The organism is Pseudomonas sp. KCJK8993, assembly GCF_046230915.1.
GTDB classification, from domain to species: domain Bacteria; phylum Pseudomonadota; class Gammaproteobacteria; order Pseudomonadales; family Pseudomonadaceae; genus Aquipseudomonas; species Aquipseudomonas piscis.
This window is the reverse complement of the sequence record NZ_JBJJLO010000012.1, coordinates 20,625-35,342: the sequence shown is the minus strand read 5'-3', so window position 1 is coordinate 35,342 and position 14,718 is coordinate 20,625. Positions and strand designations below refer to the sequence as shown.

Genomic DNA, 14,718 nt, shown 5'->3' with positions numbered 1-14,718 from the left:
GGGCCGGTTCCGATGAGCGGAGTTGCCTTCTGGCAATGAGCATCAGTGGAACCGGCCTCAACGCAGCAGATGCCTGCTTCAGTGCGGCCGCTGCCGTATTAGTGGCGGAAGTGGCGCATGCCGGTGAACACCATCGCGATGCCGGCTTCGTCGGCGGCGGCGATCACTTCGGCGTCACGCATCGAGCCGCCAGGCTGGATCACGGCGCGGATGCCGACCTTGGCGGCATTGTCGATGCCGTCGCGGAACGGGAAGAAGGCGTCGGAAGCCATGACCGCGCCCTGCACTTGCAGGCCGGCATGCTCGGCCTTGATGGCGGCGATGCGGGCGGAGTTGACGCGGCTCATCTGGCCGGCGCCGACACCGATGGTCTGGCGGTTCTTGGCGTAGACGATGGCGTTGGATTTTACGAACTTGGCCACTTTCCAGGCGAATACCAAATCGTGGATTTCCTGTTCGGTCGGAGCACGCTGGGTAACGATCTTCAAGTCATCGGCGCTGATCATGCCGATATCGCGGCTCTGCACCAGCAGGCCACCGTTGACCCGCTTGAAGTCCCAACCGGCGGCGCGCTCGGCCGGCCACTCGCCGCATTCGAGCAGGCGCACGTTCTGCTTGGCCGCCACTGCTTCGCGGGCAGCCTGGGAGATTTTCGGGGCGATGATCACTTCGACGAACTGACGATCGACGATGGCCTTGGCGGTTTCACCGTCCAGCTCGCGGTTGAAGGCGATGATGCCGCCGAACGCCGACTCGGTATCGGTGGCATAGGCCAGGTCGTAGGCCTTGCGGATGCCGCCTTCGTCTTCAGGGACCACGGCCACGCCGCAGGGGTTGGCGTGCTTGACGATGACGCAGGCCGGCTTGACGAAGCTCTTCACGCATTCCAGCGCGGCGTCGGTGTCGGCCACGTTGTTGAACGACAGTTCCTTGCCTTGCAACTGCAGGGCGGTGGAGATGCTGGCCTCGCCTTTCTTGGCCTCGACGTAGAAGGCCGCGCTCTGGTGCGGGTTCTCGCCGTAGCGCATTTCCTGGGCCTTGACGAACTGGCTGTTGAAAGTGCGCGGGAATTCGCTGCGGCCTTCGGTGGACAGGGTCTCTTTGGCCTGGTCGATGGTGCCCATGTAGTTGGCGATCATGCCGTCGTAGGCCGCGGTGTGCTCGAAGGCCTTGAGCATCAGGTCGAAGCGCTGGGCGTAGGTCAGGCCGCCGGCCTTGAGGTTATCCAGGACGCTGGCGTAGTCGCTGGCGTTGACCACGATGGCCACGTCCTTGTGGTTCTTGGCGGCGGAGCGAACCATGGTCGGGCCGCCGATGTCGATGTTCTCGATCGCGGTCGGCAGGTCGCAGCCGGGCTTGGAGATGGTGGCTTCGAAGGGATAGAGGTTGACCGCCACCAGGTCGATCGGCTTGATGCCGTGCTCGCTCATGATGGCGTCGTCGATACCGCGACGGCCCAGGATGCCGCCGTGGATCTTCGGATGCAGGGTCTTGACCCGGCCGTCCATCATTTCCGCAAAACCGGTGTAATCCGCGACTTCCACTGCGGACACGCCATTGTCCCGCAGCAGCTTGAAGGTCCCGCCGGTAGAGAGGATCTCGACGCCGAGGGCTTCCAGCTCCTTGGCGAATTCGAGGATCCCGGTCTTGTCGGAAACACTGATCAAGGCGCGGCGGATCGGCAGGCGGATAGTCTGGTCGGTCATCTCAATTTCCATCAACAAGCTAGGGGGTCAGCAAAAAAGGCGACCGTTTTTTACGCGGGCGCCTTCCTGGTTTGGTTGAATGCTTACAGCAAATCGTACTGCTTGAGTTTCTTGCGCAGGGTTCCGCGGTTCAGGCCCAGGAGTTCGCTGGCCTTGGTCTGGTTGCCCTTGACGTAGTTCATCACGCTTTCGAGCAGCGGGGCCTCGACTTCGGAGAGCACCAGGTTGTACACGTCCGTGACGGCAGCGCCCTCAAGGTGGGCGAAATAATTGTGCAGCGCCTTCTCGACACTCCCGCGAAGGGTCTGGCCTTCTTCGCTGGGGGTATTGAGGTGCTGTTTCAAATTCACGTTGTCGCTCACGGGTGTTGTTCCACTCACTAAAGTCTCGGTCATCATCGTCATGCGGCCACCCCCTCTCCGTCCCCTGTTTCCAGGCTCTTGTAACGTCCGGCGAAGAACTCACGGACGTTGGCGCACTGTGCTTCCGTATCTTCCAAACGATTGAAGTGGGCGCGGAACTCCCTGGCGCCCGGCAGGGTTGCGAGATACCAGCCCACATGCTTGCGTGCAATGCGTACGCCCATGACATCCCCATAGAAGGCATGCAGCGCGGCCAGGTGCTCCAGCAGAATCCGCTCCACTTCGAACAGCTGCGGTGCCGGGAGGGTTTCACCGGTGCGCAGGAAGTGTTCGATCTCACGAAAAATCCATGGCCGCCCCTGGGCGGCCCGGCCGATCAACAGCCCGTCGGCCCCGGTGGCATTCAGTACTTGCCGGGCCTTCTCGGGCGAGTCGATATCGCCATTGGCGAAGACCGGGATCGACACCGCCTGCTTGATCGCGGCGATGGTGTCGTACTCGGCTTCACCGGTGTACAGGTCGGCGCGGGTCCGGCCGTGGACCGCCAGTGCCGTGATGCCAGCCTGTTCGGCGATCCTCGCCACGGTCAGGCCGTTCTTGTTCTGCCGGTCCCAGCCGGTGCGGATCTTCAGGGTGACCGGTACGTCCACCGCGGCCACCACCGCCTGGAGAATCTCGTTGACCAGGACTTCGTCTTTCAGCAATGCGGAGCCGGCGGCCTTGTTGCAGACCTTCTTCGCCGGGCAACCCATGTTGATATCAATAATCTGTGCACCCAACTCGACGTTGGCGCGGGCGGCGTCCGCCAGCATCTGTGCATCGCCACCGGCAATCTGTACCGAGCGCGGCTCGGGATCGCCTTCGTGGATCATGCGCAGCCGCGATTTGCGGCTGTTCCACAAGCTCATGTCGCTGGTGACCATTTCCGAGACTACAAGGCCGGCACCCAATTGCTTGCAAAGCTGACGAAAGGGCTGGTCGGTCACTCCCGCCATCGGGGCGAGAACCAAGCCGTTTTGCAGTATGTATGGGCCGATGCGTACCGCCGACATAGGACTTCCCTGTTGTGGGGGCCGGATCATGAGAGTTCGAAAAAGGGTTGGCATGATACCCGCTCTCGATGACCGGATAAAGGCTGAATTGGATAAAATCTGAACAGTTCTTCCGCCGGCTTCCGTGAGCGATACGCGGGGAACTGTCATGAATCTGTCGTCAATCCAGAGTCGTCCGCCAACCCTTCCGGCCGTTTCACTCTGGCGAATGGAAACTCAGACTGTAGTTCACGGCTTTGGGGCCGGGGTCGAGAATATCGAGGGCGATGTGGATCGGGGTCTGCGGTGGCATGTCCGCCGCGTCTTGCAGGTCGCCGCCCAGGTATTCCCCAGGCTTGAAGCTACGACTGGCGATCAGGTGGCCGTTGAGGTCGGCGAAGCGCAGTTCCAGCAGCGGGAAAGGCTGGGAGAAGGGCGCACGATTGTAGATGATGGCGTCCACTACCAGGGCACCGCTGAATTCCGGGTGGCTGCGTACCACCAGGTTGCTGCTCTTGATCCGACCGATGTCCACGCGTGAGGGGACCGTACATCCGAATTCCGGGCACAGTTGCTGGAACCAGGGGCGGTACTGGTCCTGGCGGGCCAGTTCGTCGAAGTGATAGGCGATGTACTGGCCCGCCAGGCCACCGGCGGCCAGCAGGATCAGCAACAGCCAGAGCAGGCGCCGGCCCCAGGGCGAGCGACGCTTTTGCCAATCCAGGTGCAGCGGGTCGTCGACCAGGTCCAGCAGCACTTCGTCCTGGACTCCCGGTTCGCTGCGTTCGCGGCGTTTCTTGCCCGGTGCCGGGACTGGGGTTTCGTCTGCGTCCTCGAGGGCGGGCTCGGGGGCCTTTGCCACGAAGGGTTCCAGGTCGGCGTCCAGGCGTAACTTGGGGGACGGTGGCTCGCCGTCCAGGTCCGCCAGGTTGAAGGACAGCGAGGGTTCAGTGCGGGCGGCCTTGGCCGGCTCGGGCTCGGCGTCGTCCTTGGCCGGGGCCTTGTGGCTGGCCGGTTCGTCCTGCTCGCCGGCGCTGCCGAACAGGCCGCCGGGCCAGTTGGCTTCGTCGTTGTCCTGTTGGTCACGCCGGGCGCTGAGGCCGTTTTCCCGAGGCTCGCGTTCCTGGCCGAAGGCCCTGGCCGGCTGGATTTCCCGTTGCTCGAGCTTGGCCAGTTCCTCGTCGAGGTCCAGATGGTCCAGGTCCATCTCCGCTGCCGACCATTGTTTCTGGCTGATGGCGCGCTGGACCGGGGCCGGTTCCGGCTCGGCAACGGGTTGCGGCTTCGGTTGCTCCGGCTCCGCCGCCGGAGGAGGGGATACGGGGGCGGGTGTCGTCACTGGTGCGGTCGGCTTGGCGGCCGGCTTGGCGGCCGCGCCTTCCTTGGCCGCGCGCTGTTCGAGCAGTTGCCGCGCAGCGTTGAACACCTGCAGGCAGGAGCCGCAACGAACCACTCCGCGAGCCACGCTCAATTGGGCGTGGCTGACACGGAACCTGGTTTGGCAATGCGGGCACTGGGTGACGAAACTGTCGGTCATGCGGCCATCCGGATTATGCAGGCGGCCATTCTAGCGCCGACGGCCGGTGATGCGCACCCAGCCATCGAGGCTGGCGATCGGGTCCAGATCGAAGTCCTGGGCATAGGCCGCGGCGACCTCGTCACCCTGCTCGGCGAGGATGCCCGAGAGCGCCAGGCGTCCACCTGGCTTGACCAGGCCGGACAATTGCGGCGCCAGGGACACCAGCGGACCGGCCAGGATGTTGGCCACCAGCACGTCGGCCTGTTCCTGGGGCATCTGCTCCGGCAGGTAGAGCGCGAACAGTTCCTCGGCGATGTTGTTGCGCCCGGCGTTGTCGCGGGAGGCCTCCAGGGCCTGCACGTCGATATCGGTGCCCACGGCGCGCCTGGCCCCCAGCAGCAGGGCGGCGATGGCCAGGATCCCCGAGCCGCAACCGAAGTCCAGGACGTCGCAGTCCTTCAGGTCCTGGCCGTCGAGCCACTCCAGGCACAGGGCGGTGGTCGGGTGGGTGCCGGTGCCGAAAGCCAGGCCCGGGTCCAGCAGCAGGTTGACCGCATCCGGTTCCGGAGCGGCGTGCCAGCTGGGGACGATCCACAGGCGCTGGCCGAAACGCATCGGCTGGAAGTTGTCCATCCAGCTGCGCTCCCAGTCCTGGTCCTCGATGACTTCGCTGTGATGTTCGGGCAGCGGGCTACCGGTCAGCAACTCGAGGTGGGCCAGCACGCTGGCGGCCTCGGTGCCGCCCTCGAACAGGGCCAGCAGATGGGTGTGGGACCACAGCGGGGTGGTGTTCAGCTCGGGTTCGAAGATCGGCTGGTCTTCGGCATCCATGAAGGTCACCGAGACGGCGCCGACTTCAAGAAAAGCGTCTTCATAGGTTTCGGCTTGTTCTGGGCTGATGGCGAGGCGGACTTGCAGCCAAGGCATGGCGGGCACCTTTGAAAATATGTGATGTGCAGCCTAGTGGGCCGCGAGAAGCGCGCAAGTTTACGCGAGCAGGAGGCAGAAGACGACTGCGGCAAGGCAGGCAGGCATTTGCAGGAGCCTCGTTCCTGCAGAAACACCAAGGCCGCTCGAAAGCGGCCTTGGGGGTGTGGCGAATGCCGATCAGTGCTGCTCGGCCAGCTTGTGCTCCAGGTAGTGAATGTTCACTCCCCCTTTGCAGAAGCCTTCGTCACGGGTCAGGTCGCGGTGCAGCGGGATGTTGGTCTTGATCCCGTCGACGACGATTTCGTCCAGCGCATTGCGCATGCGCGCCATGGCTTCGTCACGGGTTGCCCCGTAGGTGATCAGCTTGCCGATCAACGAATCGTAGTTCGGTGGAACCGCGTAGCCGCTGTACAGGTGCGAGTCGACGCGCACGCCGTTGCCGCCCGGGGCATGGAAGTGCTTGACCGTGCCTGGGCTTGGCATGAAGGTTTTCGGGTCTTCGGCGTTGATCCGGCACTCCAGGGCGTGACCGCGGATCACCACGTCTTCCTGGCGGATGGACAGCTTGTTGCCAGCGGCGATGCTGAGCATCTCCTTGACGATGTCGACACCGGTGACCATCTCCGATACCGGGTGCTCTACCTGTACGCGAGTGTTCATCTCGATGAAGTAGAAGCGACCGTTCTCGTAGAGGAACTCGAAGGTGCCGGCGCCACGGTAGCCGATGTCGATGCACGCCTGGACGCAGCGAGCGAAGACTTCCTGGCGGGCGGCTTCGTCGATGCCCGGGGCCGGAGCTTCTTCCAGTACCTTCTGGTGACGGCGTTGCAGGGAGCAGTCGCGGTCGCCCAGGTGGATGGCGTTGCCCTGGCCGTCGGAAAGGACCTGGACTTCCACGTGGCGTGGGTTGGTCAGGAACTTCTCCAGGTAGACCATCGGGTTGCCGAATGCCGCGCCGGCTTCGGAGCGGGTCAGCTTCGCCGAGGCGATCAGGTCTTCTTCCTTGTGCACCACGCGCATGCCGCGACCACCGCCGCCACCGGCGGCCTTGATGATCACCGGATAGCCGACTTCACGGCCGATGCGCAGCGCGGTTTCCTCGTCTTCCGGCAGCGGGCCGTCGGAACCTGGAACCGTGGGCACGCCGGCGGCGATCATGGCGTGCTTGGCGGAAACCTTGTCGCCCATCAGGCGGATGGTCTCGGCCTTGGGGCCAATGAAGGAAAAGCCGGAGTTCTCCACCTGTTCGGCAAAGTCGGCGTTTTCCGCCAGGAAGCCGTAGCCAGGGTGGATCGCGGTGGCGCCGGTGACTTCAGCGGCCGCGATGATGGCCGGGATGTGCAGGTAGGACTGCGCGGCTTGCGCCGGGCCGATGCACACGGACTCGTCCGCCAGGCCCAGGTGCATCAGCTCCTTGTCGGCCTTGGAATAGACGGCGACGGTCTTGATCCCCATTTCCTTGCAGGCACGCAGGATCCGCAGGGCGATTTCGCCGCGGTTGGCGATCAGGACTTTTTCCAACTTCGCAGGCTTCATCAAAGACTCTCCGCGGTTCAAACGATGGTGAACAGCGGTTGGTCGTACTCAACCGGCTGGCCGTCTTCGACAAGGATGGATTCGATCACACCGCTGGTTTCAGCTTCGATGTGGTTCATCATCTTCATCGCTTCGACGATGCACAGGGTGTCGCCCTTCTTCACGCTCTGGCCGACTTCGACGAAGGCTGGCGAGGTTGGCGAGGATTTGCGGTAGAAGGTACCGACCATTGGCGAACGGGCTACGGTGCCGTTCAGCGCGGGTGCGGCGGCAGCGGCCGGGGCGGCAGCGGCAGCAGGAGCAGCGGCGGCTGGAGCGGCCACTGGAGCTGCGGCCACTGGAGCCGGAGCGTAGTACTGCTGGGCCGGAGTCTTGCTGTGACGGCTGATGCGTACGGACTCTTCGCCTTCCTTGATCTCCAGTTCGTCAATGCCGGACTCTTCCAGCAGTTCGATCAGCTTCTTGACTTTACGAATATCCATGAATCATCAACTCCCAGGGGTCGGTCAGGGGCGTTTAACGCTTGTTGTTCAAGCAGTTGCCTGTATTTCAAGCTGTTCCAGGGCGGCCTCCAGGGCCAGTCGGTAACCGCTGGCGCCAAGGCCGCAGATCACTCCTACCGCAACGTCTGAAAAGTAGGAGTGATGGCGGAAAGGTTCGCGTTTGTACACGTTGGACAAATGCACTTCGATGAATGGGATGCTCACCGCCAGCAACGCGTCACGTAATGCGACGCTTGTATGTGTAAAAGCCGCTGGATTGATCAGGATGAAATCCACGCCTTCGTCCCGCGCGGCATGGATGCGCTCGATCAGTTCGTACTCGGCATTGCTCTGCAGGTACTGCAGGTGATGCCCGGCGGCACGGGCCCGCTGCTCCAGGTCCTGGTTGATCTGGGCCAGGGTGGTGGCGCCATAGACTCCCGGTTCGCGGGTGCCGAGCAGATTCAGGTTGGGGCCATGCAGAACCAGTAGGGTGGCCATCGATCGTTCCTTGTCAGGGGGGCGGTTGGCAGAACCCGGCGACTATGCCGGAAAGACTTTGTGACTGTCCAGTTCCCGGCAATAGCCAGCACGATGACCGATGTTTGCGCGAAATATGTGACTGGCCTCTGGAATCCGGTCATATGTCCGTCATGAGGCGCTGCTGAAGTGGTTGCTGACTTTTTCGCCGATCTTGGCTTCGCCCGGAGCGTTTTTCCGGCCGATGTGGGGCGGCGGTCCGATCAGGTCGCGGTGGGCCCGGGAGGGAAGCCCCTCGCAGACTTGGCACAGTGGGCGGCAGTTGCCGGCGTGGATCGGCTCAAACGCGGAAGGCCTGCACTGCCGTGTGCAACTGGTCGCCAAGGTGCAGCAGGTTCTCGCCCTGGGTCCGGCCTTCGCCGATGCGCAGCAGGTTGTCGCCCCCCAGTTGGTGGATGCGCTCGCTGTGGTCGCGGATCTCGCTGACCGCGCCACTTTGCTGGGCCGTGACATCGGCGATCCGCACCGCGGTCTCGGCAATGGTCTGGATCGCCCCGACGATTTCATCCAGCGCGCCATCGGCCGCCTGGGCCTGGCTGGCAGTGGCCTCGGCGTGCTCGACCTGGGCCCGCATGCCCTGTACCGACTGCTGCGCGGCGCTTTGCAGGCCAGCGATCAGCGCCTGGATTTGTGCAGTGGCGCCAGCGGTGCGCTGGGCCAGGGAGCGCACTTCCTCGGCGACCACGGCAAACCCCCGGCCCATCTCGCCGGCCCTGGCGGCTTCGATGGCGGCGTTCAGCGCCAGCAGGTTGGTCTGTTCGGCAATGGAGCGGATCACCGTCAGCACGCCGCCGATGGTGGCCGACTCCTGGGCCAGGTGTTCGATCATCTGCGCATTGCCCTGGACTTCCCCGACAAGGGCATGCAAGCCGGTGAGGCTCAGGCCTATGACTTCCTGCCCCTGCTGGACCGCCAGGCCGGCGCTGCGGCTGGCCTCCGCGGCCTGGCTGGCATCACCGGCCACCTGCTGGATGGTGGCTTCCAGTTCACCCAGCGCATCGCGGATCTGCGCGGTATCGCCAGCCTGGCGTTCGGCGCCACTGTGCAGGCCGCTGCTGAGGTCGGCCAAGGCCCGGCTGCTGCCGGCTACCTGTTCGGCGTTCTGGCGAATGGTATCCACCAGGTCCACCAGGTAGGCCCGCAAGCGGTTCAGCGATGCTTCGATGGCATGCAGTTCGTAGTTGGTCCTGCCCAGCTGGATCGGCTGGCCGAAATCGCCCCCGGCCCAGGTCGACAGGGCCGGGGCGAGATTGGTCAGGACCCGCGCCAGCTTGCGCTGCAGGGTGTCGATCACCAGGGCGATCAACAGGATCAGGCCGATCATCAACCCCTGCATCAGTCGCACTTCGCCCTGGATCTGGCCGTGCTGGGCGCGCACTTCCGGCTCCAGTGCGGCGATCGCTTGCTGCACGGCGGTGATCTTCAGCAAGGTCGCGGCGCTCAGCTCGGCGCGTTTCTTGATCTGCTCGCGGGTGCGCGCCAGCTCGGCGGGATAACGATTGAGCAGACTGTTGAGCTCGCGCTTGAGGCCGATGCCGGCGTCCTCGACGGCGCTTTTCTGGGCGTTCTCCAGGCCCATCATGGCGGCGAAGTCATCGGTGCTCGACTCGCTGCTGGTCGCCACGCCCAGTAAAGGCAGGGCCTCGAGGCGCTCGGCCTGGGCACGGATGTTGTTCAGTTCGCGCTCGACGTCGGCTGCCAGTTCGCTGCGCCCAGTGCTGACCAGCTTGTCCCGGGCCAGCGAGAGTTTGCCCAGGTGCTGCGAAGCGGCCAGCAGCAGGGGCAGGTAGGCATTGGCCTCGCCGGTCTTGCCACCGCCCGCGTATTGGCTCAGTTGCTCCAGGCTGGCGCCCAGCTCGCGTTCGGCCTGCAACAACAGGGCCTGGGGATCGCCCGCCAGCTTGCCGGCGGCCAGCAGGTCGGTCTGGCTGAACTCGGCGAGGCTGGCCAGGCTCGGACTCAGGCTGCGTGCCAGTTGGGGCGGCAGTTCGGGCAGGGCACCTTGCAGGGCTTCGATGGCTTGGGTGGCGCTGCTCAGGCGCAAGGCATCGCCGCTGGTCAGGTAGTCCTCGATGTTGCGCGCGGCCTGGTTCTGGAACTGTTGGGACAGGCCCAGGTAGCGCTCCATCAGCAGGTAGGGGCGTTCCAGGGCGCGCTGCGACCACCACAGCGTCGCCCCCAGGGCCACGCACACGGCAACTAATAGAAGGGTGTTGAGATTGGTCAGCAACTTCAGGCGCATCGGGGCTCTACCAACGACTTGAATGGCAAGCGCCTGAATTTATTGCGGTTGTATTACAAGGTTATGACCGAATCGGTGGATTCGGATGAAAAGATGGCACTTTGACTTGATTGCCGGGCGCTCTGCACCCGGTTGCGGCCGCTGTGCTTGGCCCGGTACAGGGCCTCGTCCGCCTGGCTGGCCATCATCAGGCTGTCGGAGTCTTCCTGCATTTGCACCACTCCGGCGCTGAAGGTGCACCACAGGTCCTGGGGTTGGGCCGGGTAATGGATCTCGGCGAAGCGCTGGCGGATTTCGTCCAGCACCTGGCATGCCGCGTCCTGGTCGGTATCGGGCATGACGATGGCGAACTCCTCGCCGCCGTAGCGACCGATGAAGTCGGTCTTGCGCAGGCGCTGCTTGAGGAACAGCGCCAGGCTCTTGATCACCCGGTCGCCCATGGGGTGGCCGTGGCTGTCGTTGACCCGCTTGAAGTGGTCGATGTCCAGCATGGCGAAGCTCAGCGGCTTGTTCTCGCGGCGGGCGCGGAAGCAGCAGTCTTCCAGCAGTTGCAGGATATGGGTGTGGTTGTACAGGCCGGTCAGGCTGTCGCGGACCATTCGCGCCTTGAGGTTGCGCGCCCGGGCCGCGCGGTTGCGCACCGTGGTGATCAGGTGGCGCGGCTTGATGGGCTTGGTGAGGAAGTCGTCGCCGCCCTCGCTCATGGCGTCCAGTTGCTTGTCCAGGTCGTCCTCGGCGGACAGGTAGATGATCGGCACGCTGACGTAGCGGTCGTTGTGGCGGATCACCTTGGCCAGCTCGGTACCGGTGCAGGCCGGCATGTACATGTCGAGGATGATCAGGTCGGGTTGGAAATCCGCCAGCTCGGCCATGGCCTGGATCGGCTCGATCAGGGTGCGGGTGACGATCCCGGCGCTGTTGAGCAGGCGCTCGGTGTGCAGGGCCTGGGCCCGCGAATCGTCGATGATCAGCACTTTGTAGGGCTCGTACTGGGCGACGCAGGTCAGCACCTCGATCTTTTCCAGCAGGCTGGAGGCTTCCAGGGTGCCGGTGAGGAACTCCTGGCCACCGGCGCGCACGGCGGCCAGGCGGGTCGGGGTGTCGGTTTCGTGCAGGCTGAAGAACAGCAGCGGCAGCTTCTGCTCCAGGCCCACCTGGGCTTCGGCGGCCAGGGTCAGGCCCATGCCGGGGCCGCAGAAGTCCACGTCGATGACGATGGCCGCTGGCAGGCGCTCGACCATGGACGAACGAAACGCGGCGATGCTGTCCAGGGGGTGGGCGCTGAGGCCGAAGAACTCCAGCTGCTTGGCCAGGCGTTCGGCCCGGTCGTGATCCTGCAGCATCACGTAGATCGGCTTGCGCAGCGGCGGCAGGAAGGTCTGCTCCAGCTGGTCGCCATGGCGCAGGCCGGTACGCGAGAGGCGCTGCATCAGGCGGTTGAGTTCGGTGATCAGGTGGCTGCTCAGGCGGCCGCGGTTGGCATCCACCGCTTCCAGCGACTGGCTGATACTGCGGGCCAGCTGGGTGTGCTCGGGTTGCTCGAAGCGTTCGGCGAAACGCAGCAGGCGCAGGTTGGCTTCGCAGAGTTCGGACATGTCGGTGGACGACCACTCGCTGCGCTGCAGCCGCTGCCAGATCTCGAGGATCTGCCGTGCCTGATGAATTACCCGCTGGGCAAAGTGGTGCTTGAGGCGCTCACGGCTGGGGTCTTCTGGCTCGGTCATATCCTGACTACTAGTTAGGGTGCATGCTGAGATCGACTGGTGGCTCTATGCTAGCACCACTTTTGTCTCACATGAGTGTCGTACGTCAATAATGTGCTAGGCGACTCGGCCGGGTTCGCCAGCGATTGCTCGCATAGGCTGCGGACTGTGCTTCATTTATAGTGGTCGCCCGATACGCAATCGTTGTGCGGCGCGCGTTTGCCTGAAGATTTATCCCGCCAGGGCGAGGCACGATGGAGCAGGGTTGTGGTCGAATCGATGAACCCAAGTGATTGAAAGGATATAGCCATGCTGGATTGGAAGAACCGCGCAGACAGCGCGCCGGAACGGGCCGCCCAACCCAAGTCGGCGACTCGCAGCTACTTCGGTAGCCTGCTGTTCAGTCGCGCCCTGGCGACCTTGCTGGGCCTGTACCTGCTGGTCACCGGTGCCCTGGGCTGGTACTGGAGCCAGGAACCGGCGCTGTTCCCGGTCCAGCAGAACGCCCAGCTGGCCGCCGAGAAGGAAGGCCGGCAGATGGTGGTGGGCTACACCACCGTGGAAACCCTCAAGACCGTGGTCGGCACCCTGCTCGACAAGCCGGGCGGCTATATCTCCAATGATCGCTTTCCACCGGGCATCTGGCTGGACAACATGCCCAGCTGGGAATATGGAGTCTTGGTCCAGGTCCGCGACCTGACCCGCGCCCTGCGCAAGGATTTCGCCCGGTCCCAGTCGCAGTCCGCCGAGGACGCCGACCTGGCCAAGGCCGAGCCACGCTTCAACTTCGACAACAAGAGCTGGATCCTGCCCTCCAGCGAGTCGGAATACCTGGAAGGCATCAATTCCCTGAGCCGCTACCAGGCGCGGCTGTCGGACCCGAACCAGAAGACCGCGCAGTTCTATGCCCGGGCCGACAACCTCAACAACTGGCTGGGTGACGTGGGCACCCGCCTGGGTTCGCTGTCCCAGCGGCTGTCGGCCAGCGTCGGCCGGGTCAAGCTCAACACCGCGCTGAAGACCGAAGTCCCGGCTCCGGGTCAGGTTCCGCAGGTGGGCGAGGAAATCGAAGAAACCCCATGGATGCAGATCGACAACGTGTTCTACGAGGCGCGTGGCCAGGCCTGGGCGCTGTCGCACCTGCTGCGCGCGATCGAAGTGGACTTCGCCGATGTGCTGGCCAAGAAGAACGCTACCGTCAGCGTGCGCCAGATCATCCGCGAACTGGAGGCCTCCCAGGAGACTGTCTGGAGCCCGATGATCCTCAACGGTAACGGCTTCGGCGTGCTGGCCAACCACTCCCTGGTCATGGCCAACTACATTTCCCGCGCCAACGCTGCAGTCATCGACTTGCGCCAACTGCTCAACCAGGGCTGATCCATGGTCGCGACCACCAATGAGGCGGCCCACCGCGCCGCCTCCGATGCCGAACAGATCGCCTGGGTCGATGGCGAGGACCAGCTGCTGGGGGCCATGGCCCGTTCGGAGCTGCGCGAGCGGGGCCTGATCGGCCGTGGGACCTACATCATGCTGTTCAACTCCGCCGGTGAGCTATGCGTGCACCGGCGCACCCTGAGCAAGGCCATCTATCCGGGTTACTGGGATGTCGCCGCCGGTGGCATGGTCCTCGCCACTGAGAGCTATGCCGAGTCGGCGGCCCGTGAACTGGAAGAGGAACTGGGGGTGAGCGGGGTCGAGCTGGTCGCCCACGACCACTTCTTCTTCGAGGACACCGACAACCGCCTGTGGTGCTCGGCTTTCTCCGCCGTATGGGACGGACCGCTGCGTTTGCAGCCCGAGGAAGTGCTGGAGGCACGCTTCCTGCCCCTGGACCAGGTGCTGCGGGAAATCCACGAGAAGCCCTATTGCCCGGACTCCCTGGCCGCCTTGCAGCGCTATCTGGCGCGACGTCGTTAAAGTTGCATAAATTGACGCCGATTGGCTCTTAGCAAGTCGGCTTTTTGCCGTTACACTGCGCGCCTTTTCAAGCTGAGCCAGCGCTTTCCTCGCAAGGGACCTGGCCCAGTAGCGCTGCCCCTGCCTGAGTGGGGCTTCGCGGTCGGCGACACCGCCATGTGCCCCGACCAGTCTTTGTCCTCCCAAGAGGATTGCCGGTGGCCAAAAAAGCCGCATCCTTCGCCGCCCTTGGCGGCCTGGTGTTTTCCACCGACGCAGGTCGACATTGCCCGGACTGTAGCCAGCCGGTGGCCGCCTGTATCTGCAAACAAAGCGTGATTCCAGCCGGCGACGGCATTGCTCGCGTGCGTCGCGAAAGCAAGGGTCGTGGTGGCAAGACGGTGACCACCATCACCGGCGTGCCCCTGGCCCAGGACGCACTCAAGGAACTGGCCGCGGCGTTGAAGAAGCGCTGTGGTACCGGTGGCGCCTTGAAAGAGGGCGTGATCGAGATCCAGGGCGACCACGTCGAGCTACTCTTGGCGGAACTGGTCAAGCGCGGTTTCACGGCGAAGAAGTCCGGCGGCTAGCAGCCTCTGTGAAAACCACCTCTGACTGGACGCTGTCCTGATTGGCTCGGGATGCCGGCGTCGTCTCCATGGTTTTCACAGAGCCTGTTCATGAACGGTTTCTAAACTCGGCCCTGCAGGCGTGGTCTATTGCGCGTGCAGGCTAATCGTCATTTTCATTCTTTAGACTGCGTCGGCCCTG

12 protein-coding genes and 1 pseudogene are annotated in these 14,718 nt (G+C 64.0%); 3 read left to right on the top strand and 10 right to left on the bottom strand.

Features of this window, described 5'->3' with window-relative positions; all coding sequences use genetic code 11:
• Positions 1 to 98: 98 nt before the first annotated feature.
• The 10 genes and pseudogenes from purH to ACK6AU_RS06295 form a co-directional block, all read right to left on the bottom strand.
• Complete coding sequence (purH, locus tag ACK6AU_RS06340; RefSeq protein WP_409298322.1) at positions 99 to 1,706, bottom strand: bifunctional phosphoribosylaminoimidazolecarboxamide formyltransferase/IMP cyclohydrolase; 1,608 nt, start codon at positions 1,704 to 1,706, stop codon at positions 99 to 101.
• A gap of 83 nt (positions 1,707 to 1,789) precedes the next feature.
• On the bottom strand, positions 1,790 to 2,110 hold the full coding sequence (gene fis, locus ACK6AU_RS06335) for a DNA-binding transcriptional regulator Fis (protein ID WP_003186237.1): 321 nt from the start codon (positions 2,108 to 2,110) through the stop codon (positions 1,790 to 1,792).
• Positions 2,107 to 3,120, bottom strand: coding sequence for a tRNA dihydrouridine synthase DusB (gene dusB, locus ACK6AU_RS06330; RefSeq protein ID WP_409298320.1), 1,014 nt, complete (start codon positions 3,118 to 3,120; stop codon positions 2,107 to 2,109). The genes fis and dusB overlap by 4 nt, the downstream gene beginning before the upstream one ends.
• Positions 3,121 to 3,316: 196 nt before the next feature.
• Complete coding sequence (locus tag ACK6AU_RS06325) at positions 3,317 to 4,636, bottom strand: DUF3426 domain-containing protein (RefSeq protein WP_409298318.1); 1,320 nt, start codon at positions 4,634 to 4,636, stop codon at positions 3,317 to 3,319.
• 30 nt (positions 4,637 to 4,666) lie between these two features.
• Complete coding sequence (gene prmA, locus ACK6AU_RS06320) at positions 4,667 to 5,545, bottom strand: 50S ribosomal protein L11 methyltransferase (RefSeq protein WP_409298316.1); 879 nt, start codon at positions 5,543 to 5,545, stop codon at positions 4,667 to 4,669.
• A gap of 180 nt (positions 5,546 to 5,725) precedes the next feature.
• Positions 5,726 to 7,084, bottom strand: a complete 1,359-nt coding sequence (gene accC, locus ACK6AU_RS06315) for an acetyl-CoA carboxylase biotin carboxylase subunit (RefSeq protein ID WP_185697585.1) — start codon at positions 7,082 to 7,084, stop codon at positions 5,726 to 5,728.
• A gap of 17 nt (positions 7,085 to 7,101) precedes the next feature.
• A complete protein-coding gene (accB, locus tag ACK6AU_RS06310; protein WP_185697586.1) occupies positions 7,102 to 7,566 on the bottom strand; it encodes an acetyl-CoA carboxylase biotin carboxyl carrier protein in 465 nt (154 codons plus the stop codon).
• Positions 7,567 to 7,614: 48 nt separating this feature from the next.
• Positions 7,615 to 8,067 carry a type II 3-dehydroquinate dehydratase gene (aroQ, locus tag ACK6AU_RS06305; protein WP_185697587.1) on the bottom strand — a complete coding sequence of 151 codons (453 nt, stop codon included), beginning with the start codon at positions 8,065 to 8,067 and terminating at the stop codon, positions 7,615 to 7,617.
• A 319-nt stretch (positions 8,068 to 8,386) separates the two neighbouring features.
• Positions 8,387 to 8,902, bottom strand: a pseudogene (locus tag ACK6AU_RS06300) (methyl-accepting chemotaxis protein); the annotation flags it as partial.
• A gap of 1,499 nt (positions 8,903 to 10,401) precedes the next feature.
• Entirely contained in the window at positions 10,402 to 12,072 is a 1,671-nt protein-coding gene (locus ACK6AU_RS06295; protein ID WP_185697589.1) for a PleD family two-component system response regulator, read from the bottom strand.
• 288 nt (positions 12,073 to 12,360) lie between these two features.
• Between ACK6AU_RS06295 and ACK6AU_RS06290 the strand changes: the two genes are divergently transcribed.
• The 3 genes from ACK6AU_RS06290 to ACK6AU_RS06280 all read left to right on the top strand — a co-directional run bounded on the left by ACK6AU_RS06290 (position 12,361) and on the right by ACK6AU_RS06280 (position 14,537).
• Positions 12,361 to 13,428, top strand: a complete 1,068-nt coding sequence (locus ACK6AU_RS06290; RefSeq protein ID WP_185697590.1) for a DUF2333 family protein — start codon at positions 12,361 to 12,363, stop codon at positions 13,426 to 13,428.
• Positions 13,429 to 13,431: 3 nt separating this feature from the next.
• Complete coding sequence (locus ACK6AU_RS06285) at positions 13,432 to 13,968, top strand: NUDIX hydrolase (RefSeq protein ID WP_022642067.1); 537 nt, start codon at positions 13,432 to 13,434, stop codon at positions 13,966 to 13,968.
• 197 nt (positions 13,969 to 14,165) lie between these two features.
• Entirely contained in the window at positions 14,166 to 14,537 is a 372-nt protein-coding gene (locus ACK6AU_RS06280) for a translation initiation factor Sui1 (protein WP_185697591.1), read from the top strand.
• Positions 14,538 to 14,718: the final 181 nt, after the last annotated feature.